Annotated in this window: 19 protein-coding genes; 13 read left to right on the forward strand and 6 right to left on the reverse strand. The window is 32.9% G+C overall.

All coding sequences use genetic code 11. The features are described 5' to 3' along the window. Nucleotides 1-78: 78 nt before the first annotated feature. Nucleotides 79-1,521, forward strand: coding sequence for an asparagine--tRNA ligase (gene asnS, locus FHK87_RS12595; protein WP_140593418.1), 1,443 nt, complete (start codon nt 79-81; stop codon nt 1,519-1,521). 25 nt (nt 1,522-1,546) lie between these two features. Here asnS and FHK87_RS12600 read toward each other — a convergent pair whose 3' ends face one another. The 3 genes from FHK87_RS12600 to katG form a co-directional block, all read right to left on the reverse strand. Beyond that, nucleotides 1,547-2,128 (reverse strand): hypothetical protein, encoded by a 582-nt coding sequence (locus FHK87_RS12600; RefSeq protein ID WP_140593420.1) that lies wholly within the window; start codon nt 2,126-2,128, stop codon nt 1,547-1,549. Between the two features lie 9 nt (nt 2,129-2,137). After that, nucleotides 2,138-2,593 carry an ankyrin repeat domain-containing protein gene (locus FHK87_RS12605; RefSeq protein ID WP_140593422.1) on the reverse strand — a complete coding sequence of 152 codons (456 nt, stop codon included), beginning with the start codon at nt 2,591-2,593 and terminating at the stop codon, nt 2,138-2,140. Between the two features lie 156 nt (nt 2,594-2,749). Continuing rightward, complete coding sequence (katG, locus tag FHK87_RS12610; protein WP_140593424.1) at nt 2,750-4,996, reverse strand: catalase/peroxidase HPI; 2,247 nt, start codon at nt 4,994-4,996, stop codon at nt 2,750-2,752. A gap of 593 nt (nt 4,997-5,589) precedes the next feature. Between katG and FHK87_RS12615 the strand changes: the two genes are divergently transcribed. Continuing rightward, the gene (locus tag FHK87_RS12615) at nt 5,590-7,299 is read left to right on the forward strand and encodes a cellulase family glycosylhydrolase (RefSeq protein WP_140593426.1); all 1,710 of its coding nucleotides are present in this window, start codon (nt 5,590-5,592) and stop codon (nt 7,297-7,299) included. Nucleotides 7,300-7,383: 84 nt separating this feature from the next. Here the strand turns inward: FHK87_RS12615 and FHK87_RS12620 are convergent, their stop codons facing one another. Then, nucleotides 7,384-8,139, reverse strand: a complete 756-nt coding sequence (locus tag FHK87_RS12620; protein ID WP_140593428.1) for a helix-turn-helix domain-containing protein — start codon at nt 8,137-8,139, stop codon at nt 7,384-7,386. A 315-nt stretch (nt 8,140-8,454) separates the two neighbouring features. Between FHK87_RS12620 and FHK87_RS12625 the strand changes: the two genes are divergently transcribed. From FHK87_RS12625 to FHK87_RS12670, 10 genes are all read left to right on the forward strand, one after another. Continuing rightward, the gene (locus FHK87_RS12625) at nt 8,455-8,850 is read left to right on the forward strand and encodes a YbjN domain-containing protein (RefSeq protein ID WP_140593430.1); all 396 of its coding nucleotides are present in this window, start codon (nt 8,455-8,457) and stop codon (nt 8,848-8,850) included. A 4-nt stretch (nt 8,851-8,854) separates the two neighbouring features. Beyond that, nucleotides 8,855-9,568: a PspA/IM30 family protein gene (locus FHK87_RS12630; RefSeq protein WP_140593432.1), complete on the forward strand. Its 714-nt coding sequence runs from the start codon at nt 8,855-8,857 to the stop codon at nt 9,566-9,568. Between the two features lie 214 nt (nt 9,569-9,782). Continuing rightward, nucleotides 9,783-10,496, forward strand: a complete 714-nt coding sequence (locus FHK87_RS12635) for a hypothetical protein (RefSeq protein WP_140593434.1) — start codon at nt 9,783-9,785, stop codon at nt 10,494-10,496. Between the two features lie 7 nt (nt 10,497-10,503). Then, nucleotides 10,504-12,603 (forward strand): flotillin family protein, encoded by a 2,100-nt coding sequence (locus tag FHK87_RS12640; protein WP_140593436.1) that lies wholly within the window; start codon nt 10,504-10,506, stop codon nt 12,601-12,603. 138 nt (nt 12,604-12,741) lie between these two features. Beyond that, nucleotides 12,742-12,996, forward strand: coding sequence for a hypothetical protein (locus FHK87_RS12645; protein ID WP_140593438.1), 255 nt, complete (start codon nt 12,742-12,744; stop codon nt 12,994-12,996). A gap of 15 nt (nt 12,997-13,011) precedes the next feature. After that, nucleotides 13,012-13,383 (forward strand): endonuclease domain-containing protein, encoded by a 372-nt coding sequence (locus FHK87_RS12650; protein ID WP_140593440.1) that lies wholly within the window; start codon nt 13,012-13,014, stop codon nt 13,381-13,383. 237 nt (nt 13,384-13,620) lie between these two features. Next, nucleotides 13,621-18,576 (forward strand): DNA repair ATPase, encoded by a 4,956-nt coding sequence (locus tag FHK87_RS12655; protein ID WP_140593442.1) that lies wholly within the window; start codon nt 13,621-13,623, stop codon nt 18,574-18,576. A 44-nt stretch (nt 18,577-18,620) separates the two neighbouring features. Continuing rightward, nucleotides 18,621-19,217: a hypothetical protein gene (locus tag FHK87_RS12660; protein ID WP_140593444.1), complete on the forward strand. Its 597-nt coding sequence runs from the start codon at nt 18,621-18,623 to the stop codon at nt 19,215-19,217. A 112-nt stretch (nt 19,218-19,329) separates the two neighbouring features. Continuing rightward, nucleotides 19,330-19,821 (forward strand): MarR family winged helix-turn-helix transcriptional regulator, encoded by a 492-nt coding sequence (locus FHK87_RS12665; RefSeq protein ID WP_140593446.1) that lies wholly within the window; start codon nt 19,330-19,332, stop codon nt 19,819-19,821. A gap of 43 nt (nt 19,822-19,864) precedes the next feature. Further along, nucleotides 19,865-20,326, forward strand: a complete 462-nt coding sequence (locus FHK87_RS12670; protein WP_140593448.1) for a GNAT family N-acetyltransferase — start codon at nt 19,865-19,867, stop codon at nt 20,324-20,326. Nucleotides 20,327-20,336: 10 nt separating this feature from the next. Here the strand turns inward: FHK87_RS12670 and FHK87_RS12675 are convergent, their stop codons facing one another. Together FHK87_RS12675 and FHK87_RS12680 are read right to left on the reverse strand one after the other, a co-directional pair. Continuing rightward, nucleotides 20,337-21,254, reverse strand: coding sequence for a GYDIA family GHMP kinase (locus tag FHK87_RS12675; RefSeq protein ID WP_140593450.1), 918 nt, complete (start codon nt 21,252-21,254; stop codon nt 20,337-20,339). Further along, nucleotides 21,255-22,571, reverse strand: a complete 1,317-nt coding sequence (locus FHK87_RS12680; protein ID WP_140593452.1) for a hydroxymethylglutaryl-CoA reductase, degradative — start codon at nt 22,569-22,571, stop codon at nt 21,255-21,257. A 372-nt stretch (nt 22,572-22,943) separates the two neighbouring features. On the opposite strand from FHK87_RS12680, the gene FHK87_RS12685 reads away from it, so the two are divergent. After that, nucleotides 22,944-25,115 (forward strand): S9 family peptidase, encoded by a 2,172-nt coding sequence (locus FHK87_RS12685; RefSeq protein WP_140593454.1) that lies wholly within the window; start codon nt 22,944-22,946, stop codon nt 25,113-25,115. The last annotated feature ends 9 nt before the right edge of the window (nt 25,116-25,124 follow it).

Here is a 25,124-nt window from a genome sequence, read left to right on the forward strand (position 1 = left end):
TCGTAGATAATTTCTCAAAAAACCTAAAATGGAATAAACTTTTTATAATTATCCATTAAGAATAATAATTTTTGACATATGAAACACACAAAAGTAATAGACGTATTAAAAAGTGATAAACTATTACAACCTGTAACTGTAAGAGGATGGGTTCGTTCTTTTAGAAATGATCGTTTTATAGCGGTTAATGACGGTTCTACCATTAATAACATTCAATGTGTTTTAGAAGATAATACTATAGATGATACTACTCATAAAAGAATTAACATTGGTGCAGCAGTTTCTATAACGGGAACTTTGGCAGAAAGTCAAGGAAAAGGACAGCGCGTAGAAATACAAGTCTCTTCTATAGAAATTGAAGGAGATTCTGATCCAGAAGAACTTAAACTTACTATCTTATCTCCAAAAAGGCACTCTCTTGAAAAGTTGCGTGAGCAAGCTCATTTAAGAGTAAGAACCAATACGTTTGGCGCAATAATGAGAGTTCGATCAAAATTATCATTTGCCATACATGAGTATTTTCAGAAAAATGATTTTTATTATGTGCATACCCCTGTAATTACAGGAAGTGATGCTGAAGGTGCCGGAGAAGCATTTAAAGTTACAAATCTAGACCTCAATAATGTCCCAAAAGATGACAACAATGAAGTTGATTTCAAAAAAGATTTCTTCGGAAGAGAAACAAACTTAACGGTTTCTGGTCAATTAGAAGCAGAGACTTATGCTATGGGGCTAGGTCAAGTATATACTTTTGGACCAACTTTTAGAGCAGAAAACTCGAATACTTCAAGACATTTGGCAGAGTTTTGGATGATAGAGCCAGAAGTTGCTTTTTGTGACCTAGACGGAAATATGGATCTTGCTGAAGATTTTATTAAGTATGTGATTCAATTTGTGTTAGACAATTGTCAAGACGATTTAACATTTTTAGAAAATCGATTAGTACAAGAAGACAAACAAAAACCGCAAGCTGAGCGTTCTGAAATGTTACTAAGAGACAAATTAAAATTTGTTTTAGAAAACAATTTCAAAAGAGTGAGCTATACCGAAGCAATCGAAATCTTAAAGAATTCTAAGCCTAATAAGAAAAAGAAATTTAAATTTCCTATAGATGACTGGGGAGCTGATTTACAAAGTGAACATGAAAGGTATCTGGTAGAAAAACATTTCAAATGTCCTGTAATATTATTTGATTACCCTGCTAATATCAAGGCTTTTTATATGCGATTAAATGAAGATGGCAAAACAGTGAGAGCTATGGATATTTTATTCCCGGGAATTGGAGAAATAGTTGGAGGATCACAGAGAGAAGAGCGTTTAGATGTATTAAAAGAAAAAATGGACGCGCTTGATATTCCTGAAGAAGAATTATGGTGGTACTTAGATACTCGTAAATTTGGAACTTGTACACATAGTGGATTCGGACTCGGTTTTGAACGTCTAGTACTATTTGTAACCGGTATGGGCAATATTCGAGACGTAATCCCTTACCCAAGGACTCCTCTTAATGCAGAATTTTAAGAATAAAATTATATAACATTATTAATCAATTATAATGTTTCTTCATTAGAATTTCAGATACTAGGTCTTTGATTACTTTTTGATCACGATCTGGTATCTGATTTTGTTTTTGAGCCTTATCTATTTTATCGAAATGAGGCATTTTGCCGGTTTTGTTTAACACCTCAAGCATTTCTACAAAAAAACTATTCAAAATAGGAATGACATATTTACTAGATTCATTATTTCTCTTTAAATGAATAAACTTTTTTGAGTATGCCAGAAATATCTGAGGGTATTTAGAAAAAGTAAAAAGAGCTTCACAAAAACTTCGATAAACTTCTTCTTTACTTAAATGATTTTTGAATCGTAATTTTTTTTGATCTATCTGTGATAGAGTATATAACAATACACTTTCTTTTATAAACTTACTGTAATCATTTTTTGAATAATAATATACTTCCATACCAATATTAGTATTCACAACCAGTACCTCCTGCCCAATACTTTCTCGTAAAAATGATTGAAAAATTGAAACCATAGAAGATGACATTAGCAATCTTCTTTTCAAACCGATAAATCTAATATTTACAGACTTAATACTTTCTATATGGGTATATGTACTCACAAGACAATTTTAAACAAGTTCAGATAATTCAATCCCTTGATTTTTTGCGTGCATTTCTGCTGTAAAACCATTGTGATCTTTTGCCGTAATATCAGCGCCATTTTTTAACAATAAAGAAATAATTTCTTTTTGTCCAAACGTTGCTGCATAAATAAGGGCTGTTCCAGAGTTAACGTTCTTTTGATCAACATCTGCACCGGAATCAATCAATAATTTTGCGATATCATAATGTCCTTTAAAACAAACTCCCATCAAAGCGGTATTACCAGCCCCATCTTTCTCATTAATGTTAGGATTATATGTTAAGATCAAATCTACAATATCTTTGGATCCGTAATATGATGCTAATAAAAGAGGAGTAGATCCTCTTGAATCTTTTATATTTACTAATTCTGGATTGTTATTAAGAAGGGCTTTCAATGTTCCTAATTCTTGAGAACGTATAGCATTAAAAAGAGTATCCATATTCTTTTTGATTAATTCTAATTATTTAAATTAATTATTTATCAATATAACAAATTTTGAACGTTATTACTGATAATTATAAAATTTTAAGGTTGTTGCAAGAAATAAAAACAGGTGATTTTATTACAAAACCACCTGTTTATTTTATAATTTATATTATGCTTGATCAAAACGATCAAGATCCATTACTTTACTCCAAGCTTTTATAAAATGTTGTACAAATTTTTCCTGAGCATCTTTAGAACCATAAACTTCAGCAAGAGCTCTTAATTCGGAGTTAGAACCAAATATCAAGTCTACTCTTGTACCTGTCCATTTTATCTCGCCAGTAGCACGGTTACGTCCTTCGAATGTTTCTTCGGCATCAGATGTCGATCCCCAACTTGTACTTAAATCGAGAAGATTTACAAAAAAGTCATTTGTAAGTTTACCCGGTTGATCTGTAAAAATACCGTGTTGAGAATGATCAAAATTAGTATTCAATACACGCAATCCACCCACAAGAACTGTCATTTCTGGTGCGGTCAATGTAAGCAGCTGTGCTTTATCAATAAGCATTTCTTCTGCAGAAGTACCATAATCACTTTTTATATAATTTCTAAATCCATCTGCTCGTGGTTCGAGAACAGAAAAAGACTCTACATCTGTTTGATCTTGAGAAGCATCTGTTCTTCCTGGTGTAAAAGGTACTGTAACATCATGACCTGCATTTTCTGCGGCTTGCTCTATTGCAGCAGAACCGGCCAATACAATCAAATCAGCAAGAGAAACTTTTTTATCAGATTGTGTGTTATTAAACTCACTTTGGATACGCTCTAAGGTATCTAATACTTTTGAAAGTTGCTCTGGATTATTTACCTCCCAGCTTCTTTGAGGCTCTAATCTAATTCGCGCTCCATTTGCGCCTCCACGCTTATCAGATCCTCTAAATGTAGATGCAGATGCCCAAGCTGTAGATACCAATTCTGATGTTGATAATCCTGAAGCTAAAATATTCTTTTTAAGCTCTGCTACATCTTGATCGTTAACCAAAGTATGCGTAATGGCAGGGACAGGATCTTGCCAGATTAACTCTTCGCTAGGCACTTCTTTACCGAGATAACGAGATACAGGTCCCATATCACGATGTGTTAATTTAAACCATGCACGAGCAAAGGCTTCTTCAAACTCTTTTGGGTTTTCTTGAAATCTTTTTGATATTTTTAAATATTCTGGATCCATTTTTAATGCAATATCTGCTGTTGTCATCATAAGATCTTGCGGTTTTGATGCATTGTGTGCCATTGGAGCAGTTCTTGCTTGTGAAGCTTCAGTAGGTTTCCATTGATGAGCTCCTGCAGGACTTTTAGTTAGTTCCCACTCATAATTTAAGAGAACATCAAAATAATCATGATCCCATTGTACTGGATTAGGTGTCCATGCTCCTTCTATTCCACTAGTAATAGTATCATCTCCATGACCGGTTCCATAAGTGTTTTTCCAACCTAAACCTTGCTCAGCTATACCAGCTCCTGCTGGTTCTCTACCTACATATTTACTTGGGTCTGCGGCTCCATGGGCTTTTCCAAAAGTATGACCTCCTGCCACTAGTGCTACTGTTTCTTCATCATTCATTGCCATACGCCCAAAGGTTTCTCTAACATCTCTACCAGATGCGATAGGATCAGGGTTACCATTTGGTCCTTCTGGATTTACATAAATTAATCCCATTTGCACGGCTCCCAAAGGGTTTTCAAGCTCTCTATCTCCTGTATATCTTTTATCACCTAACCATTCTGTTTCAGATCCCCAGTATATGTCTTCTTCAGGTTGCCAAACATCTTCTCTACCACCTCCAAAACCAAAAGTTTTAAAACCCATAGATTCTAAGGCACAGTTACCCGCAAGAATCATAAGGTCTGCCCAAGATATTTTCTTACCGTATTTTTGTTTTACAGGCCATAATAACAAACGTGCTTTATCTAAACTTGCGTTATCCGGCCAGCTATTAAGAGGTGCAAAACGCTGACTTCCTGAACTTGCTCCTCCTCTACCATCAGCAATTCTATATGTCCCGGCGCTATGCCATGCCATACGTATAAAAAACGGACCATAATGCCCATAATCAGCAGGCCACCAATCTTGAGAATCTGTCATAAGCTCAAATAAGTCTTTCTTTACCACATCAAGATCAAGAGTCTTAAATTCTTCAGCATAATTAAAATCTTCTTCCATAGGGGTGGTTAACGAAGAATTTTGACGTAGAATATTCAACTTCAATTGATTCGGCCACCAATCACGATTTGAAGTTCCTCCTCCTGCCGTTTCGTTTAAGGGACCATTCATAAAAGGGCACTTACCTCCACCATTTACACTATGACTTAAACTGTGAGGATTTGTGTTTGTTAAACTGTTATTTTCCATTGCTGATTTATTAGGATTAAAATGATTTTGTTTTAACTGTTTTGACCAAAATTACAATAATAAATTCTTATTGTTTTTAATTTATCAATATATAAAAACTATTTCAATATTTAGATCATTTATGAGTAGTAACGTTAACAAAATACGAAACAAACACTTACAAGACTAATTATTAGCACTGTAAGCAATATTTCTGTTAACTTTATAAAGAAATCTCATTATAATTTATACTATAAATTATAAAATATTTAGCAGTATTTACCAATAGAAGATAATAGCCACATCATATCAAAACTTAAGATTCAAGACCCTTTAAAAAATATTCTCACTAAAAAATAATGCTATTTTTGATCAATAACATTTAGTTTAACCAGACTTTAATAATTTAATAGAGAGAACCAAGCTTTTTTAAACATTTAATTAACATTATTGATCAACTCTCTTAGATCATTTCTAAGTATTTTTAGTAAAAATTTTACATTTTTTTCGTGGTATATTATAGATTATACCAATTAAAGTTTTATCATTATTTTAAATTTACCCTTTAAATTCGCATTGCTCTTAACCTAAACATTAATTTAAATTTATATCTTATGCAAAGCCAACTTAATGGTCTTCTTAGCAAGACAATACACAATCAAACAATTATTTTTTCTCTTTTTTTAGCATTATTTATTTTTTGTAGTCAAGCAAACTCTCAAACTATTGTACAGAAACATGGTCGACTAAAAGTTTCTGGAAACAAGATTGTTGACAAGAATAACAAACCTATTAGTTTGGCAGGAAACAGCTTATTTTGGAGTAATGCGGGAGATACTTCTGATTTTTATAACAGCCAAACGGTAACTCATTTATCCAATGATTGGAATAGCTCAATAATAAGAGTAGCTATGGGAGTGAAAGAAGTTTGGGATGGTGGAAATGGATATATTGACAATCCTGATTTCCAAAAAAATAAAATCCAAAAAGTTATAGATGCAGCTATTGCAAATGGTATTTATGTTATCATAGATTGGCATACTCACGAAGCTGAAAAATATACTCAACAAGCAGCAGACTTTTTCAAAGAGATGGCCAAATTATATGGTAACAATCCAAATGTAATATATGAGGTCTATAATGAACCTATTGGTCAATCATGGCCAACAATAAAACAATATGCCGAGACTGTTATCGCTGCAATCAGATCCGAGGATCCTGACAACTTAATAATTGTTGGTTCTTCAACCTGGTCACAAGACGTTGATATTGCATCAAACAATCCGATTAATGATGCGAATACAGCCTATACCTTACATTTTTATGCAGGAACACATTCTGAAGGATTAAGAAACAAAGCTCGAACTGCTCTTAGTAATGGAGTAGCAGTATTTGTAACAGAATGGGGAGCTGTTAATGCAGATGGAGATGGAGCCGCTGATAAAGCAGAAACACAAAGATGGCTTGATTTTATGAAAAGTGAAGGTATTAGCCATGTAAACTGGTCAGTAAGTGATAAAGATGAAGGAGCATCTATTGTAGCTCCTAACACAGGTATTTCTGGTCTAACCAGTAATAGTCTAACTGAAACCGGAAATTTTGTAAGAGGTATTATCAAAAATTGGAACGGTACATCAACAGGAGGAGGGGACTCTAACCCTCCAACAGACAATGATTGTAATTTTGGTGCTCCTACTGCATCTGCATTACCCTCTATAAGTAATAGCTCTTATTCCAATATCCATGTTATAGGTAATAATGGACCAAATTTAAGTAATGTAACTAATTTCACAATTAATTGGAGTTTACAAAATAATGGTCTATGGCAATTCTCTATGAATACAAATAACGGTAGTCCTAATTGGTGGATAGATCTTAATAGTAAAGCCTCACAAAACTTTAACTCCTCTCAACCGGGAGTTACCCTATCAGGTACAGGATTCAATAATCTAGATGGTGATTATTGGGCAGCAAAAGATGGTGATAATTTTGTTTTAGTTTCTAAAGACAAAGGATTTTCTATATATTTTAGTAATTCTAACACACCCCCAAATTGCAGTTCAAAAACAAGAAATATTGCTCAAGAATCTTCTGTAAAAATTAAGTTTTACCCTAATCCGGCTAGCAATACGCTTTCAATTTCAGGAATTGATGAAAAAGTTGACATCATTATCAGCGATATTAAGGGGAACTTGATCATCAATACTTCTGGTAACTTAGGGACAAATGATATTGATATTTCAAATCTCAATAAAGGGAGTTATTTTGTAGAGATCAAAGGAGCGAAAACAAATAAAGTTTCTCAGTTTATAAAAAGTAAATAATAACTTAAATATTGAAAACACAAAACAAAAAATGCCGGTTGTAATAATAACCGGCATTTTTTGTTATACAGAGAAGTATAAGGATCAAAGGCGATCTTTCATCTTTTTTAATTCTTCTTCAATAAACAGGAGTTTATCCTCTAAATGATCTCCAAACTCTGGGATACGTCTACAAAATACATAGCGTACTCTCCACATCTCTTGTATATCACTCAAATCATACTCTTCATCTTCAATACTTTTATGATCAGCTCTCAAAACTGCTTTACCTTTAGTTATGTACAATCGTCTAAAAATGATTTTTTCTTCGACAATTACAAAAACCAAAGTTCCGTTATTAAGTTTCTTTATGACAGAAGCAGGGACTTTTTCTCCAATTACAATATCTTTTGGGTAGAATCCTTTATCGTGAGAAGACATTTCTAAATTATTTACTGTAAACCCTCTAAACTCTTTGGTCAAATTTATAGGCAACTGCAAATCAGGTAATTCTTTTATAAAAGCTTCATTATTATATAAAGAAACATATTCATTTACATTATTTTCTGTGATACAAGGAATTGAAGCAAAGCGCTCTTTTTTTATATCTTCTGCATAAGTAGTCAAGTCTCCTTTGAACTTTAAAAGTTCATTTACAGTGAGCTCGCTCGTTAGCAAACTGTCGATCGCAATGCTAAAATAATTAGCTATTCGTATTAAAGTTTCGATTTTTGGTTCACTTCTACCTTCTTCGTATGCCCCAAGAGTTCCTCTCTTTAGATCAAATAGCTCAGCAAAAGCCTGCTGACTTAATCCTTTTATGCTTCGTATCTTTTTGATGTTTTTTCCAAAAAATGACATTTTTGCTAATTTTATTTGCAATTATAAAAATTTTGCGTACATTTACACTAACAATATTAGCTAATATAATTCAATATTGCTAATTTTAGTAGAAAAAAGATTCTAAACGTCCTACCCCAATTTAGACAAGCAAGAGCACCTACTAAAATTTTTAGCAGTTTTACTAATTATTAACATAAATTATTTACACTCATGATTATTGTTGTATATTATCTTTCTAATTTAGTGGTGCACATAACACAGAGGGTGTGCGACTATTTATAGTATTGGAAACACGAATCGAAACAAATTATTAATTTCAATTAACCATCACATATGCAAGACTATTTTCAATTAGTGAAAAACTATTTACTTCAGCTTAATTACAATATTCTTCATGAAAATAATGAAGAAGGGATTATCATGATCAGTAAAGAAAATGAGGGAATCAAAAACATGATTTTAGGGGTTGCACCTCCCATTCTAATAATGGAACAGCATATTTTTAATATCAAAAACAAAAACGAAGTCGTTTATCGCAATTTACTTCAAAAAAATCGTGACATTGTTCATGGTGCTTTTGTCCTGGATCATACAGGAGAAAAAGTAATTTTTAGAGACACGCTTCAAGTAGAAAATCTGGATCTTAATGAACTCGAGGCCTCATTAAACTCATTGGGGTTATTGCTAAGTGAATATTCAGATCAAATTATAAATTTTTCAAAACATTAAGATTATGAACTTTTTTAAAAGATTATTCAAGATAGGAGAAGCAGAAGCACATTCTGCGATAGATAAAATGGAAGATCCCATTAAAATGACAGAACAAGGTATTCGTGATATGAAAACAGATCTTGAAAAAAGCCTGGAAGCTCTAGCACAAGTAAAAGCATTAGCTATTAGAGCGAAAAATGAAACGGAAGACTTTGCTGCAAGAGCAGAAGACTATCAACAAAAAGCAATGTTGATTCTTAAAAAAGCACAAAATGGTGATCTTGATACTGCAGAAGCAGACAGACTAGCAAGAGAAGCTTTGGTAAAAAAAGAAGAGTCTATGCAGCATGTTACACGTACCAAAGGAGAGTCGGACAAGTTTGACAAATCTGTAGCGCAGCTAGAGAAAAATGTTCAGGAAATCAAAAAGAACATTAGTAAATGGGAAAACGAATTAAAAACATTAAAAGCTCGCGTAAAAGTCTCTAAAGCCACCCAAAACTTAAATAAACAAATGGCTGAGATTGACGGTTCTAGTACAGTTTCTATGTTAGAACGTATGAAAGACAAAGTAAATCAAGAAGAAGCACTTGCAGAAGCCTATGGGGATATGGCAAATTCATCAAAATCTATAGATGATGAAATCAATAATGCTATAGATGTTACAGAAGTTAATGCTGCAGACGATTTAGCAAAGCTAAAAGAACAATTGGGCATTGATAATAAAGATGCATAATACACTTAATCTGCATATCAATTAACTGATATGCAGATTAAAATTGATCTAAAATGTAAAAAAATCGATAAAATAGGGTAATAATTAAGAACCTTATGACATTTATAATTACAACATAGTATTATCATAAAACATAGAACAACTAGATAGAATCTGATTAGTGTTTTGAAAACACCATATGACACAAAACATCAACTCATAAACAACCGATCACTTGAAAGAATTATTTGACATAGCAATTTCGATAGTTAATCTACCTTTAACTATTTTATTTGGGTTATTAATACTGTATTGGGTACTAACTACACTTACAGGAATAGATCTGGATTTTTTTGATGCTGACATTGATGTTGATATAGACACTGATATGGATATAGATTCAGAGTTTGATGCTAGAACAAATCTTGATATCCAAGACGTGTCAAATACAGAAGTAAAAAGAGAAGATATCATCCGCCGTCGTGGAAAATTGAATTTTTTTCAGGTATTTCTCATCTATTTCAACTTTGTAGGATTACCATTTATGTTCACCTTTTCATTTTTTGTTCTTTTTTGGTGGGCAATTACCATGGCAGGTACTTCTATAACACATAGTTATAACAATGATTTTGGATTCTTATTTTTTTTCGGAGGAATAATTCCTGCATTATTCATGACAAAAATATGTACTATTCCTTTCAAAAAGTTCTTTACCAATTTCAATAATAAAGGAGAAAGTACTTTAGAGTTACTAGGGAGACAAGGAGTATTACAAAGCACAATATCTGGTGAAAAAGTAACTACACTAGAAGTTATTATACAATCAGATCCAATCAAGGTGATGGTAAAGTCCAAAAACGGGGTAGAAATACCCGCTAATACCACTGTAGAAATCATCAATCAGGTTAAAAACAAACAATTGTACATCATTCAACCATTAAATTATTAATTATATTATGAGTAATCTAGCAAATATTGCCATTATAGTAGTGGCATCTTTAGTACTCCTTATTGTACTATATTTTATTATCATTGCCATATTTTACAAAAAGATTCCACAAGGTGAATCTTTGGTAAGAACAGGTTTTGGGGGAACTGCAGTAGCTTTTGACAAAGGGCTATATGTGATACCTGTACTACACAAAGTAGAAATCATGGATATTTCTATCAAAAAAATAGAAATAGAGCGTACAGGGATAAATGGATTAATCTGTAAGGACAATATTAGGGCAGATATTAAAGTTGCATTTTTTGTTAGAGTAAACAAGTCTGTTGCAGATATCATCAACGTTGCACAAACGATAGGTTGTAACCGTGCTTCAGAAATAGATACGTTACGTAGTCTTTTTGATGCTAAATTTTCTGAAGCCTTAAAAACGGTAGGTAAGAAATTCGAATTTGTAGAATTGTATGAAGCCCGTAGAGAATTTAGAGACGAAATAATCGATATAATAGGAACAGACCTCAATGGATACATCCTAGATGACTGCGCTATTGATGATTTAGAACAAACTTCATTAAATGTTTTAAAACCAGACAATATTCTTGATTCTGAAGGTATCAAAAAAATCACTGAGCTTACAGCTGCTCAAAACATAAAATCAAACCTTATCAAGCGTGATGAAGAAAAAGTAATTCGTAAACAAGATGTAGAAGCTAGAGAAGCTATATTAGAGTTAGACAAACAACTTGCCGAAAAAGAAGAACAGCAAAAGAGAGAGATTTCCAATATCAAAGCTAGAGAAGAAGCCGAAATACTTAAAGTCGCTGAAGAAGAACGTCTAAAATCCGAGTCTGCACGAATTAGTACAGAAGAAAAAGTAAAAGTGGCAGAAGAAAACATGGAGCGTCAAATCATCGTGGCTGCCAAAAACAAACAACGTACAGATGCGGTAGAAACAGAAAGAGTAGAAAAAGATAGAATGCTAGAAGCAACCGAACGCGAAAGGATTGTTACTCTTGCTCAGATTGAAAAAGAAAAAGTAGTAGAAGTAGAGAAAAAGAATATTCAGGATGTTATTCGTGATCGAGTAATGCTAGAAAAAGGCGTGATAGAAGAGCAGGAAAACATGAAAGACATCGAGGCATTCAAAACTGCCGATCGTGAGAAACAAGTAAAAATAACGATTGCAGAAGCAAATGCGCAAGAAGAGCTCATCAAAACTATAAAAGCCGCAGAAGCAGAAAAAGAAGCCGCAAAACAAAAAGCTGAAGAAATAAACATAGAAGCCCAAGCTAAGAAAGAAGCTAGTGAAAAAGAAGCTGAAGCTCGCAAAACGTTAGCAGAAGCACAAGCAAAAGAAGAAGCTACAATAGGTATGTCTGAAGCACAAGTAATGCATGCAAAAGCTGATGCTCGTGAAAGAGAAGGGCTGGTAGAAGCAAATATTATAGAAAAAACAGCAAAAGCCGAAGCAGCAGGAATATCAGCAAAAGCCGAAGCTATAAAAGAAGAAGGTGTTGCCGAAGCAGAAATAATTAAAGAAAAGGCACTGGCAAAAGCTACAGGAGATAGAGAAATTGCACTTGCAGAAGCCGCAGGAATCGAAGAAAAAGCCGAAGCTATGAAAAAACTTGATGGTGTTGGAAAAGAACACGAAGAGTTTAAACTACGCTTAGACAAAGAATTACAAGTAGACCTGGCACATATCAATATCCAAAAAGAAATCGCAGATGCACAAGCAGAAGTAATTGGAGAAGCGTTAAAAGCAGCAAATATTGATATCGTAGGTGGAGAAACTATGTTCTTTGATCAAATTGTAGGGCAGATTACCAAAGCAAAAGGCATCGATCGATTAGTAAAACACTCTGATAATATTCAAGATGTAAAAGATGCAATCTTAGGAAGTGATGATGTAAAGGGAAATCTTCTAGAAAAAATAAAAGATTTCGCTACAAAATATGGAATCTCTTCTGAAGATATAAAGAATCTTACTATAGCAAATCTTCTAATGGAACTGAAACAAAGAACTACAGATCCTAATGAAAATAATTTGTTTACAAATCTTTATAACCTAGCCAATGGATTAGGGTTATCTGATAAGAAACTTAAGTAATATCCAAAGAAGAAGCTATTAAAAAACCTCTTTGATCTAGAGAAATATGAAAACTATCACAATAATAAGCCCATAAAAGTCTTCCCATTCTGGGGAAGACCGGGATGGGAATTATTTAGCTTTTAATACGGCTTAATCATGGGAATAGCAGCTATGATCGCTTCGATCAAATTCAACGATCGAAGAAACAAAAGAGAAACGTTTAGAAAATCAGTAAATAATACCAAAATAGCTATTCAAGGAATCAGGAAAGAGCAGGTTTCTGAAGATGTTTTGAAAAAAATAAGACAAAAATTAAAGAAGCAACAAGAAGTCTTGTTTAAAAAAAGATTGATCGCTTTTGGAATTTTTATACTCTTTATATCATCATTAGTAGTATATGTTTCTATTTAAAAAACCTAAGTAAGAATGAGCAAAAAGCAAATTCATAATCGAAAATACTTAGAATCCTTCAGAAAAGACCTAAGAAATAATAGCACCTCTACTGAAGCATTTTTATGGAAACATTTGCAAAAAAGTCAATTAGAAGGAAGAAAATTTAGAAGACAGCATAGTATCGGTAATTATATTGTAGATTTCTATTGTCCAAAAGAAAAACTGATCATAGAGTTAGATGGAGAAATTCACAATCATCCAAGTAACCAAGAAAAAGATCAAAAAAGAACTGAATATCTAAATGGTTTAGGTTTTATAGTGATAAGATTTGAGAATAAAACAGTATTTGATTATTTACCGTCTGTACTACAAGAAATAAAAGATAATTTTGGAGAGGGTCAATAACCTCCCCTGGTTTGTCTTTGACAAACCTTTCCCCTCCTTGGTAAGGAGAGGAGCCCATTAAGATTGATTTTATATTTTATTAATGAAATCTTTCCGTTCAGGCAATTTTCACAAAGTGAAAGAGCCTCACAAGCTCTCCTACTTTAAAAAGGAGGAGAATGAATTTCGCATAGCGGAAGAAAGAGGTGGTATGATCACCATTATAGTAAAACTAAAAAAATATCTATAGTAAAAACTATGGAAGAAACAAATAAAAACAACCAACATACACAACTAGACGGAGGCACGTACGAAATTATACAAAATCGCCTTCAGAAGCACAAAACAGAGTTACAAACCCGTCTCTCTAAGCTTAACGCCTCTAGAAAAGAAGTTTTTGGCAGTGTAGAAACTAAGCTCATCGCTAATAATCGTATCAATACCGAAAACAATTGTATCGCCAGAGATATTGTTACTATAGACGAATATTGCCTCTTTGGATATAATGTACATTTTGGACTTCGTACAGAAATTGCACTTGCAGATGTATTTAGTATTTACACGTATGATGATGATCATTTTTCTGTAAAATCTCTGGATCTTATTAACGATCCTACATTTATCAATGATTTTACAAACCTGTATAAATATTACCGAAATACAATTTTTTCAAAATTTGCTATTGTTGGCAATTATCTTCATATGGTATTTCAACTCAGTGAAAATGCCAGTGATATTAAAACCTTCAAATGGTTAATTAATGAAAGTAAGCTTACATATATTGATAATCGTAGTGAGCACGAATTCAAATTTCCGAAACAACATGAGTTTAATTGGACAGAGATAACTCGTGACATGCATCGCTATGGGACGCATCCCCATATATCGATTTTGGATAAGGTTTTTGTAGAAACCATTGGGGGCGATTTAACCATCAAAATTGAAGACAATACAGATGAAGGAAAAGGAATCTTTGATGAACCTGTAGAACATATAGATCAAACATTAGATGACGGTCAATACCGATATGCTGATTTAGGCAATCTAATCGCATTAGAGATTAAACCTTTTCAAGAACCTCATCGTTATTTTGTGTATAATCATAAAATGCAAGAAGTCAAAAAAATAGATGCTATCAAAGATTCTTGCATACTACTCCCCGATGATCAAGGCATTATTTATCCTAATGGATACTATTTACAGTCCGGAGATTTTAAACTTTTTACCAATGAAATAGGAGATGTTAAGTTTCAGGAAAAAATTATTTCTCCTAATGGAGAAGACTTCTTGTACGTTTTTTATGAAAGTGCAAATGGATTGTATACCTTAATGTCTTACAATGTTATTGAACAAGAAGTAAAAACTCCTATCGTATGTAATGGTTTTACGATTCTTAAAAATGGTGAGCTTTGCTATTTCAAAACTGAAAATGAACAAACGAAACACCATGTTATCCAAATATGGCAAACACCTTTTATAAAAGGAGATGTATTACCATCTGAGCACACAGATACGTTACTTTACAAAATAGGAAACAAAGATATTGTAAAAGCAATGGCAGAATGCCATGGGCTTATCACTCTATTAAATAAAGAAGACAGTTATGATGGTCTATATGATGATATCGCAAAGTTCTCTAATGATATTGTCGATAGCTACTATTGGATAAGAGAAGAAGAAACATTTAGACTTGATCATCCACTTGAAGAAATCAATGGAGCCGCAAATGCTGCGATCGATGAGTTCGAAAAAGTAGTACAACTTCGTAGAACAGCCTCAAACATTACCAAAGAAACACAAGAAAAAGCTGATGCAATTTTTGGTAAAATCAAGAGCAGCTCTTTTCGATCTATCGATGATTTTGTTTTAGTATTATCACAATTAAGAACATTACGAGGCGAGGTTATCGCACTTAATGATATTAGATATGTTGATAAAACATTTATCACTACTCTAGAGACCGAAATCGCAGAACAAACCGAAAAGATTTCTCAAAGATGCGTTCAGTTTTTATTAGATGATAAAGCACTACTCCCCTATCATACTCGTGTAGAAGAAAAACAAACGGTACTCGAAAACATCAAAAAAGTAATCGACGCCAAAAAACTAGAAGAAGAAGTAAATCAGATCGCGCTAGATCTCGAAATGTTGATTGATATTGTCTCGAATCTTCAAATTGAAGACACTTCACACTCTACAAAAATTATAGATAACATCTCTTTGATTTTTGCTACTATTAATCAGCTTAAAGCAGGGATCAAAAATACCATCAAGTCACTGGGTAGTAAAGAAGCTACAGCAGAGTTTGCAGCACAACTCAAACTTGTAGACCAAAGTATCATCAATTACCTTGATATAGCCAATACACCCGAAAAAACAGATGAATTATTAAATAAAGTATCTGTTCAATTAGAAGATCTCGAAGGTCGTTTTGCAGATTTTGAAGAGTTTATTTCACAGATCATTGAAAAACGAGAAGAAGTATATAATGCTTTTGAGGCTCGTAAAAATAGCTTGATAGAAGCTAGAAACAAAAAAGCAGTTGCTCTAGAAAATGCAGCAAATCGTATTTTGAAAGGTGTAAATAAAAAAGCACAAAGTTTTGATTCTGTAGTAGATATCAATGGATATTTTGCATCAGATCTTATGATCAATAAGCTTAGAGACATTGTTTCGCAACTCAAAGAATTAGAGGATGCCGGCAAAGCTGAAGCTATTGAAACTGCATTAAAAGTCGCCAAAGAAGATGCAACTCGTAAATTAAAAGATAAGCAAGACCTTTATGAGGATGGCGAAAATGTGATCAAACTAGGAAAACATAAATTTGGAGTAAATAAACAGCCACTAGATCTTACCATTGTTTACAAAGATGAAGCACTAGCATATCACCTTACCGGAACCGACTTTTATCAAAAGATCGACAATCCAATTCTAGTGCAATCAAAAAAATATTGGGATCAGGAACTCATTTCAGAAAACGATAACATTTATCGTTCTGCATATTTAGCCTATAAAATATTTGATCGTTATCAGAATAAGCGTGTTGACACGCAAACAACTTCATCAGACAAAAAAGAAACAGATCATCCTAGTCTAACAATGTTGAATGAAGAGCAATTACTGGAACTCGTAAAATCAGAAAGTAGTAAAAACTATGCCGAAGGATATATAAAAGGTGTACACGATATAGATGCATCAAAAATTTTGAAGGTATTAATCACCAAAAACCATGACCTTGGCCCACTACGTTTTTCACCAAACACTCGGGCATGGGCGCAATATTTTTGGTTTAGCTTAGATTCAGACGCGCAAGAATATTGGAACAAAACCATAAAAGCTTCCGGACAAGTATTAGCTGCATTTCCAGAAAGTAAAGAATATCACAAAGTAATTCAGAACTTATCTGAAAGTATCAAAAATGCACTATCCTCAACATTTGATAAGATAAAAGAATATTTTGATGAGGATATACAGCAAGTTGCAAATTATCTTTTTACAGAATTACAGAGTGATCAAACATTTTGCATAAGTCAAACTGCAAACGAATTGCATGAGTCACTTATCAAAGAACTTAAAACAAAAAAAGCATTAACTAAACTCAATTCATCATTAGGGTTAGACACAAAACAAAGAACCAATGGTAATACCAATTGGAGCGACAAAATTACGTTGGCCATTCAATGGGTAAGTTCTTATTTAAAAAACAGTCACCCTACTCAGTTAACATATACAAATGAAGTTGTTTGTCTATTATTATTCAAAAACGAATCTACTTCTGAAGTTATTCATGTAAATCCATCACAGGTAATTGAAGGATTAAAAGGAAGTCATACTACGATTGCAGATGGTACTTATGAATTTGATTATCATAATTTCGTAAAGGATTTATTTGATTTTACTACTGTAGAAGTTCCTGCTTTTGAAGCATACAGAGACGCAAAACATCAAGTAACAGAAGAATTAAAAGAAGCGCTTAAACTCGACGAATTCAAACCTAGAGTACTATCATCCTTTGTACGTAACAAATTAATTGACCAGGTATATCTTCCTTTATTTGGAGACAACCTCGCAAAACAATTAGGAAGTCTAGGAGATAATAAAAGAACAGACCGTATGGGGATGCTTTTACTGATTTCTCCACCTGGATATGGTAAAACTACTCTTATGGAGTATATGGCTAACCGACTGGGGTTAGTATTCATGAAAATTAATGGCCCTGCCATTGGTCATGAGGTTACCTCTGTTGACCCAACATCAGCAAATAATGCTGCTACTCGAGAGGAATTGAAAAAGTTAAACTTAGCTTTTGAAATGGGTAACAATGTTATGCTATACCTCGACGACATACAACACTGTAATCCAGAATTTCTACAAAAATTCATATCCCTAGCTGACGGAACACGTAAAATTGAAGGAATCTATAATGGACATCCTAAAACCTATGATTTACGAAGTAAAAGATTTTGTGTAATCATGGCAGGAAATCCATATACAGAAAGTGGAGAAAAATTTCAAATTCCTGATATGTTAGCAAACCGAGCAGATATCTATAATTTGGGAGATATTATTGGGGATACAGCAGACCTTTTCAAACTAAGCCTTATTGAGAATGCAATGACATCTAATCCCGTACTACATCAATTAAGCAGTAAACACTTTGATGACCTGTATAAACTTGTTGAAATTGCCGAAACAGGTTCTCAAGAAGGAGTTGAATTGGTAGGAAATCATACCAAGCAAGAAATCCAGGACTACGTTGCTGTATTAGAAAAAGTTGTTACGATTCGCAATACGGTATTAAAAGTCAATGAAACCTATATTCAATCTGCGGCTATGGAGGACGCATATCGTACCGAACCTTCTTTCAAACTGCAAGGATCTTATCGTGATATGAGCAAGCTCGTGGCAAAAGTAGTTCCTATTATGAACGAACAAGAATTACAAACACTTCTTCTCTCTCATTATGAAAATGAATCTCAAACATTAACTAGTGCCGCAGAAGCCAATCTACTGAAGTACAAAGAAATGACAGAGAGTATTTCTAAAGAAGAAATTGATCGTTGGGTATCAATTAAAGAAACTTTTATAAAAAATAATAAATTAAAAGGTTTTGGTGACAAAAATGAAATGGCACAAGTATTAGCACAAATGATGCAGTTCAGTGATCATTTGGCAGGTATACAAGAGGTATTGAAGAAAGGATTAGATAAATAATTTAATTTTTATATTCGTCAAAACATCTAATAAATGATATCAACATGAAGAAAAAGAAAAAAATTGATCCCAATCTTTTGATTGCTATAGGAGTACTTATAGCTAGTTTTTCTGCTCTTTTTGTTTACATAAAACAAGCGAATATAATGAGTAAACAAACTGATATATTACTTGAACAAACAAAAGCTAATGCTTGGCCTAGGTTAGATGTTGGTATTGATAGAGGTTATGATAATGACACGCTATACTCTTTGAACATTCAAATGAATAATAAAGGTATAGGGCCTGCAATTATTGAAGCAGTAAGAGTTACATACAAAAATGAGCCCGCAAAAGATTGGTGGGATTTGTTTGTAAAGACAAAACTTCCGGATTCTATAGATAATGGGATAGCCAATGTCGACGTTTATAATTCTGTAGTATCAGCCAACGAAAACTTCTATTGGCTAGAGCTTAAAGAAAACCCTTACTTGGCTTCATGGGTATTCGACAAAAGAAAAGACATAAAAATTGAAGTTTGCTATAAATCTGTTTTTGATGATTACTGGTTATTAACAAACAAAGAGTTGGTTTCTACTACCATTGAAAAGTTAGAAACAAATGAAAATCCAATACCAAAATCAGAACGATTTAGAAATTAAAATTATAATCTATTCCATTACAAAAAAACTACTTTATATATAATCTTACAGCATAATCAATAATAGTTAAGAAAATAATTGTATTTTTACATAAGTACTTATATAAGTGTTTATGGAAGATAAATTACAATCATATGGCGAATTAGGTTTAGGTTCTAGATTAAAACGTCTCAGTGACATCCTGATGAAAGAGACTCAGTTAGTTTATAACGCTTGTGATATAGACTTTGACCCATATCTATTTCCTGTCTTCAAAGTAGTTATCGATCAAAATATAGCAACTACAACAGACATTCAAGAAGCTTTACAATATACACAACCTGCCATTACTCAAGCCTTAAAAAAGCTAACAGACAAAAAGCTGGTTGCTTTTACTATAGATAAAGGTGATAAACGTAAAAAACAATTTCAACTCACTAAAAAAGGTAAAGAAACACATCAGCAAATGATTCCATTATGGGAAATAATAGATGAACAGGTAAAATGGCTTACAGAAGGTAACGCCTCTAGCTTAATTAGACATCTAACGTATTTTGAAGAGCAATTGAAAGAGAAATCTTTAAGTCGAAGAGTTTTAGAAAAATATCATTCAAAACCTTTTTAAATCCAATAGTATCAAAATTACTCCAAACAAAAAGCAATGTATTATGCAAGTAGAAATAATTTCTTTTGATCCAAAATATGCAAAAGATTTTGCACGTCTAAACGTAGAATGGTTAGAAAAATATTTTGCGATAGAACCCCATGATGTTGATCTTCTAGAACGTTGTGAAGAAACTATAATTAACAAAGGTGGATATATATTTTTTGCTAGAATAGAGAATCAAATAGCAGGAACATTTTCTTTAATCAAAATAGAAGACAATGTATACGAGTTAGGTAAAATGGCCGTTTCTCCACAATATCGAGGTCGTAAGATAGGTCAAAAACTCATGAAATTTTGTATTGATTTCTCTAAAGAGCAAGGCTGGAATTCACTATTACTATACTCTAATCGTATTCTCGAAAATGCCATCTACATCTATAGTAAATTTGGATTTGAAGAAATTCCTTTAGAAAAAAATCCTCCATATCAAAGGAGTAACATAAAAATGGAACTGATGTTATAGCAATACTATATTACAACACCATATCCTTATATGAAATGACTGTTGTGTATCCTTTATCAATAAAATAATTCATATCCTCTAAAGTGCCTATAGTGAGAATAAAATCTCCACCCCAACCTCCTAGGCTTTTTACACTCCTTGTATAATCCGAAAACAATGTTGATTTTATAGTTGGTGTTTTAATAATCTTAGAAATAATCTGTTCATGGGCATCTACCAAAGATTCAAATGATTCAATAGTTGTGCATGCTATCATGTTATTAGTGATTTCTTTTACAGTAGATTCTGCTTTATCAAAATCCTTTAGTGGCAACGATTGATAATGTTTTATCGAGTCTTTACTATCTTGTTTTTGATTTAAATACACAAAAAATAAATGATCCTTAAATATAGGGTCAAATTCTACTTCTGTAATAAGAGGTTTACTAGGATTACGTTTATACAAAATAGAAGTATCATGTTGCGCACAAGCAATGTCATACCCACTCCCTCCAAAACTATTCTCTAATAGAGTAAATGCATCTACTTTTGCCCATTTAGCAATATTATTAATCAAAGTTGAAGAAGAACCAAGTCCCCATTCTCTATTGAACTCTAATCTACTTTCTACTTTATATCCTTTTTTTGTAGAAAGAAAATTAGTATTTAACACTTTTGCAGCAGTAAGAATTTCTATCAGCGTTTTAGAAACGTCACTTTCGGTAGTATTTGCTTCTTTTATACCATCATCATCAAATACAAAGCGTGTTTCAAACCAGCAATTACCATTTTCATCATAACTTTGCCACAACATATCATCACCTTCTATCTCTTCTATAAACAACCATTGCCCCTTTTTAGTTGGTATCGCGAGTGCAGGCACACCATCTAATACAAGATATTCTCCTGTAAGCAATAGTTTACCATGACTGTAAAAAGATTTTTTCATTTAAGACCTTAATTTCTCAATCTGAGTTACTACTTCACTATGAGTAACCGTATTTGTTTCAAAATATTTTATAAGTATTTCTTTTTCAGAAGCTGTTGCTTGAAATTGATTTAAGATATTCATCAGATGCATTTTCATATGTCCCTGTTGAATTCCTGTGGTAATCAAAGAATTTATAGCTGCAAAATTTTGTGCCAAACCAGCCACAGCCGTAATTTGCATCAATTGACTCGAATTTGGTTTTCCTAGAAGCTGTAATGCTAGTTTTACCAACGGATGAAGAGAGGTTAACCCCCCGACAGTTCCTAATGCAAGCGGTAACTCTATAGAAAAAGTAAAAATATCATTATTAATTTCTGCATGTGTTAGACTTGTATACGTTCCGTTTCTCGAGGCATACGCATGCGCTCCAGCTTCTATTGCTCTAAAATCGTTACCTGTTGCCAACACTACTGCATCTATACCATTCATGATTCCTTTATTATGAGTAACGGCTCGGTAGGGCTCTACTTCTGCAATACGAACTGCTCTCACAAACTTTTCTGCATAGGCTCTAGAAGAAAGAGTTGTCGTATTAGGTAACTCATCAACTTTACAAAAAACAGAGGCTTTAACTAAACATTGTGGTACATAATTAGATAAAATACTCATCACAATATCGATATTCTTTTCTTCTTCTGTAAAATCAGGATAAGTATTAGCTTCTTCTTTGATTGTATTTGCAAACTGTTCCAAACAAGAATTAATAAAATTAGCTCCCATTGCATCTACAGTTTCAAAAGTACAATGCAATTGATAATAATTTTCAATATCACTTGTTTTATCTACCAATTCAAGGCTTTTTACTCCTCCGCCGCGTTTTTCCATATTTTTTGCAATAGGAGCCACAGAAAAGAGTAGTTTATTTTGAATATCGACAATAAATTCTTGTAGTTTCTTAGCATCGCCAACAAACATAAAGTGTACCTGACCTACTTTTGTTGTAGAAATAACTTCTGCATGAAACCCTCCTCTATCTTGCCAGAATTTTGCTGCCTTGCTGGCAGCAGCAACTACAGAACTCTCTTCTATAGTCATAGGAAGTGTATACCTCTTATCATTAATTAAAAAGTTGGGAGCAACAGAAAATGGCAAATAATAATTAGAAATTGTGTTTTCTGTAAATTCATCATGTAACTGCTGTAGTTGGTGATCTTCATTCCAATACGTCATCAAAGTATTGATAGCCTCTTGGTCACTATCAAAATGATGTTCTGCCAACCATTTGATCTTATCAGTTTTAGAGAGTTTCGAAAACCCTGAAACTTCTGCTGCCATTCAATTTTAATTAGTTAGTGCCTTCAAATATACTATTCTGTTTTTTGATACCAAGAATTCTTCTCATTTTTAAGACATATCTTAGAACACATCTTAAGTAATGTAATTCTTTATTTATTATTCTTGAACTTAAAGTACTTTTTAAATTTACATTAAAAAATAATTTACAAATAAAGCGCAAGAGACTGCTTATGAATTTATAACAATTGTTTCAACTTTTAATAGACATTGTTGTTACTGCCAAAAAAATTACAAAATCATAAATCATAAGCCTCAAATCCCTATTAATTTTATTGTATTTCATTCCAATTGTTGTATTTTTCACAGATTTTTTAATTATCATAAACATTAACGATTCTTTAAATGTATGTTATGAACTTTACAAAACTGTTATTGGCAGTCACATTTTTCACTACAACACTATCATTTGCACAAAACAAAGCTTTTACTTTAGAAGAAATCTGGCAAGGAAAATTTATACAAGAGCGATTACAATCGCTACATTCTATGAACAATGGTAAGGAATACGCTGTTCTAGAACAAAGCAGTCCTTCTGGCGATACTAATATAGAAGTCTACAGTTATGAAACAGGAGAAAAGGTAAAAACCTTAGTAAGCTCATCTGCGATTAACGATCTGAATTCTTTTCAAGGATACTCATTTAGCAAAGACGAAAATAGAATTTTATTATCCACTCAGGTCGAACAAATATACCGTAGATCTTCTCAAGGGATTTATTATGTCTACGATGTACCATCCAAAGGTATTTTTAAAGTAAGCGACAAAAAAATACAATCTCCTTTACTATCTCCTGATGGAAACAAAATAGCTTATGTACTAGACAACAATTTGTATGTACTTGATTTTGCATCTGGAAAAGAAATTCAACTTACTGATGATGGTAAAAAGAATGAAATTATAAATGGAGTCACAGACTGGGTATATGAAGAAGAATTTTCTATCGTACGAGCCTTTGATTGGAATGTTGACAGTAATAAAATTGCTTTTTTACGATTTGATGAGAAAGAAGTTCCAGAATTTTCAATGGATGTGTTCGGAAAAGCATTATATCCAAATCAACATGTATTTAAATACCCAAAAGCAGGAGAAAAAAATGCAAATGTGATGCTTTTTGTTGCTGATATTGAAGCTATGAGTTCTGACCCTATAAAACTTGGAGCATATAAAGATTTTTATATCCCAAGAATTAAATGGACAGCTAATCCGGATATTTTGAGTGTACAAGTACTGAATAGACATCAAAATAATCTGGATTTAATTTTTGTAGATGCCAAAACAAAGACTCCAAAAGTTGTTCTTAATGAAAAAGATGAAGCCTATATAGATATTACAGATAATCTTACTTTTCTAGAAGATAATAGTTTTATTTGGACTAGTGAAAAAGATGGATTCAACCATATTTATCATTATAACGAATCAGGTAAATTGATCAATCAAGTTACCAAAGGCCTTTGGGAAGTAACAAATTACTACGGGTATGATAAAAAGAATAAGCAAATCTTTTATCAAAGTGTAGAAAATTCAAGTATCAATAGAGATGTATATGCTATCGCTATAGACGGAAAAAATAAAAAAAGACTAAGCGAAAAAGAAGGATTTAATGATGCAGAGTTTAGTGCAGACTTTAGTGTGTATATCAATTATTTTGCAAATGCAACGACTCCTTATCAATTTACTCTACACAATAGCAAAACGGGTAAAGTAATTAGAGAAATCAAGAACAATACTCCATTATCTCAAAAACTAAAACAATACGATGTGAGACCAAAAGAGTTCTCTACCATCGATATTAATGGCGAAGCACTGAACATGTGGATGATCAAACCAAAAGATTTTGACCCAAATAAAAAATATCCACTTTTTATGTTTCAATATTCGGGGCCGGGATCTCAAATGGTTCGTAATACCTGGAACAGTGCAAATGATTATTGGTTTATGATGTTAGCGCAAAATGGATACATTGTTGCATGTGTAGATGGACGAGGAACCGGATTAAAAGGTGCTAAATTCAAAAAAGCAACTCAAAATGATTTAGGAAACCTCGAAGTACAAGATCAAATTGCTGCGGCAAAACAATTAGGAACACTAAACTATATAGATGAATCTCGTATTGGAATTTGGGGATGGAGCTATGGAGGGTTTATGTCGAGCAACTGTTTATTTAAAGCTCCGGATGTTTTTAAAATGGCAATCGCCGTTGCACCTGTTACCAATTGGAGGTTTTATGACACAATATATACCGAGCGATATTTAAAAACCCCTCAAGAGAACCCACAGGGATACGACAACAACTCTCCTATTAATTTTGTAAATGGATTAAAAGGAAAATATCTTTTGGTACATGGTAGCGCAGATGACAATGTGCATGTACAAAATACAATGCAATTAATCGAAGCATTAGTACAGGCAAACAAAGTGTTTGACTGGGCTATCTATCCAGACAAAAATCATGGGATTTATGGTGGTAATACTCGATTACACCTCTACACAAAAATGACAGACTTCATCAAAAACAACTTATAAAATTAATTA

This window comes from Aquimarina algicola (assembly GCF_006443095.1).
Taxonomy (GTDB): Bacteria; Bacteroidota; Bacteroidia; order Flavobacteriales; family Flavobacteriaceae; genus Aquimarina; species Aquimarina algicola.

Bases quoted from the DNA above. Each gene is read 5' to 3' on its own strand.
- FHK87_RS12650 (WP_140593440.1), top strand. From the start codon at position 13,012: ATGAGCAAAAAGCAAATTCATAATCGAAAATACTTAGAATCCTTCAGA.
- FHK87_RS12640 (WP_140593436.1), top strand. From the start codon at position 10,504: ATGAGTAATCTAGCAAATATTGCCATTATAGTAGTGGCATCTTTAGTA.
- FHK87_RS12670 (WP_140593448.1), top strand. From the start codon at position 19,865: ATGCAAGTAGAAATAATTTCTTTTGATCCAAAATATGCAAAAGATTTT.
- FHK87_RS12615 (WP_140593426.1), top strand. From the start codon at position 5,590: ATGCAAAGCCAACTTAATGGTCTTCTTAGCAAGACAATACACAATCAA.
- FHK87_RS12620 (WP_140593428.1), bottom strand. From the start codon at position 8,139: ATGTCATTTTTTGGAAAAAACATCAAAAAGATACGAAGCATAAAAGGA.
- FHK87_RS12660 (WP_140593444.1), top strand. From the start codon at position 18,621: ATGAAGAAAAAGAAAAAAATTGATCCCAATCTTTTGATTGCTATAGGA.
- FHK87_RS12685 (WP_140593454.1), top strand. From the start codon at position 22,944: ATGAACTTTACAAAACTGTTATTGGCAGTCACATTTTTCACTACAACA.
- katG (WP_140593424.1), bottom strand. From the start codon at position 4,996: ATGGAAAATAACAGTTTAACAAACACAAATCCTCACAGTTTAAGTCAT.
- FHK87_RS12680 (WP_140593452.1), bottom strand. From the start codon at position 22,571: ATGGCAGCAGAAGTTTCAGGGTTTTCGAAACTCTCTAAAACTGATAAG.
- FHK87_RS12625 (WP_140593430.1), top strand. From the start codon at position 8,455: ATGCAAGACTATTTTCAATTAGTGAAAAACTATTTACTTCAGCTTAAT.
- FHK87_RS12675 (WP_140593450.1), bottom strand. From the start codon at position 21,254: ATGAAAAAATCTTTTTACAGTCATGGTAAACTATTGCTTACAGGAGAA.
- FHK87_RS12665 (WP_140593446.1), top strand. From the start codon at position 19,330: ATGGAAGATAAATTACAATCATATGGCGAATTAGGTTTAGGTTCTAGA.
- FHK87_RS12630 (WP_140593432.1), top strand. From the start codon at position 8,855: ATGAACTTTTTTAAAAGATTATTCAAGATAGGAGAAGCAGAAGCACAT.
- FHK87_RS12645 (WP_140593438.1), top strand. From the start codon at position 12,742: ATGGGAATAGCAGCTATGATCGCTTCGATCAAATTCAACGATCGAAGA.
- FHK87_RS12655 (WP_140593442.1), top strand. From the start codon at position 13,621: ATGGAAGAAACAAATAAAAACAACCAACATACACAACTAGACGGAGGC.
- FHK87_RS12605 (WP_140593422.1), bottom strand. From the start codon at position 2,593: ATGGATACTCTTTTTAATGCTATACGTTCTCAAGAATTAGGAACATTG.
- asnS (WP_140593418.1), top strand. From the start codon at position 79: ATGAAACACACAAAAGTAATAGACGTATTAAAAAGTGATAAACTATTA.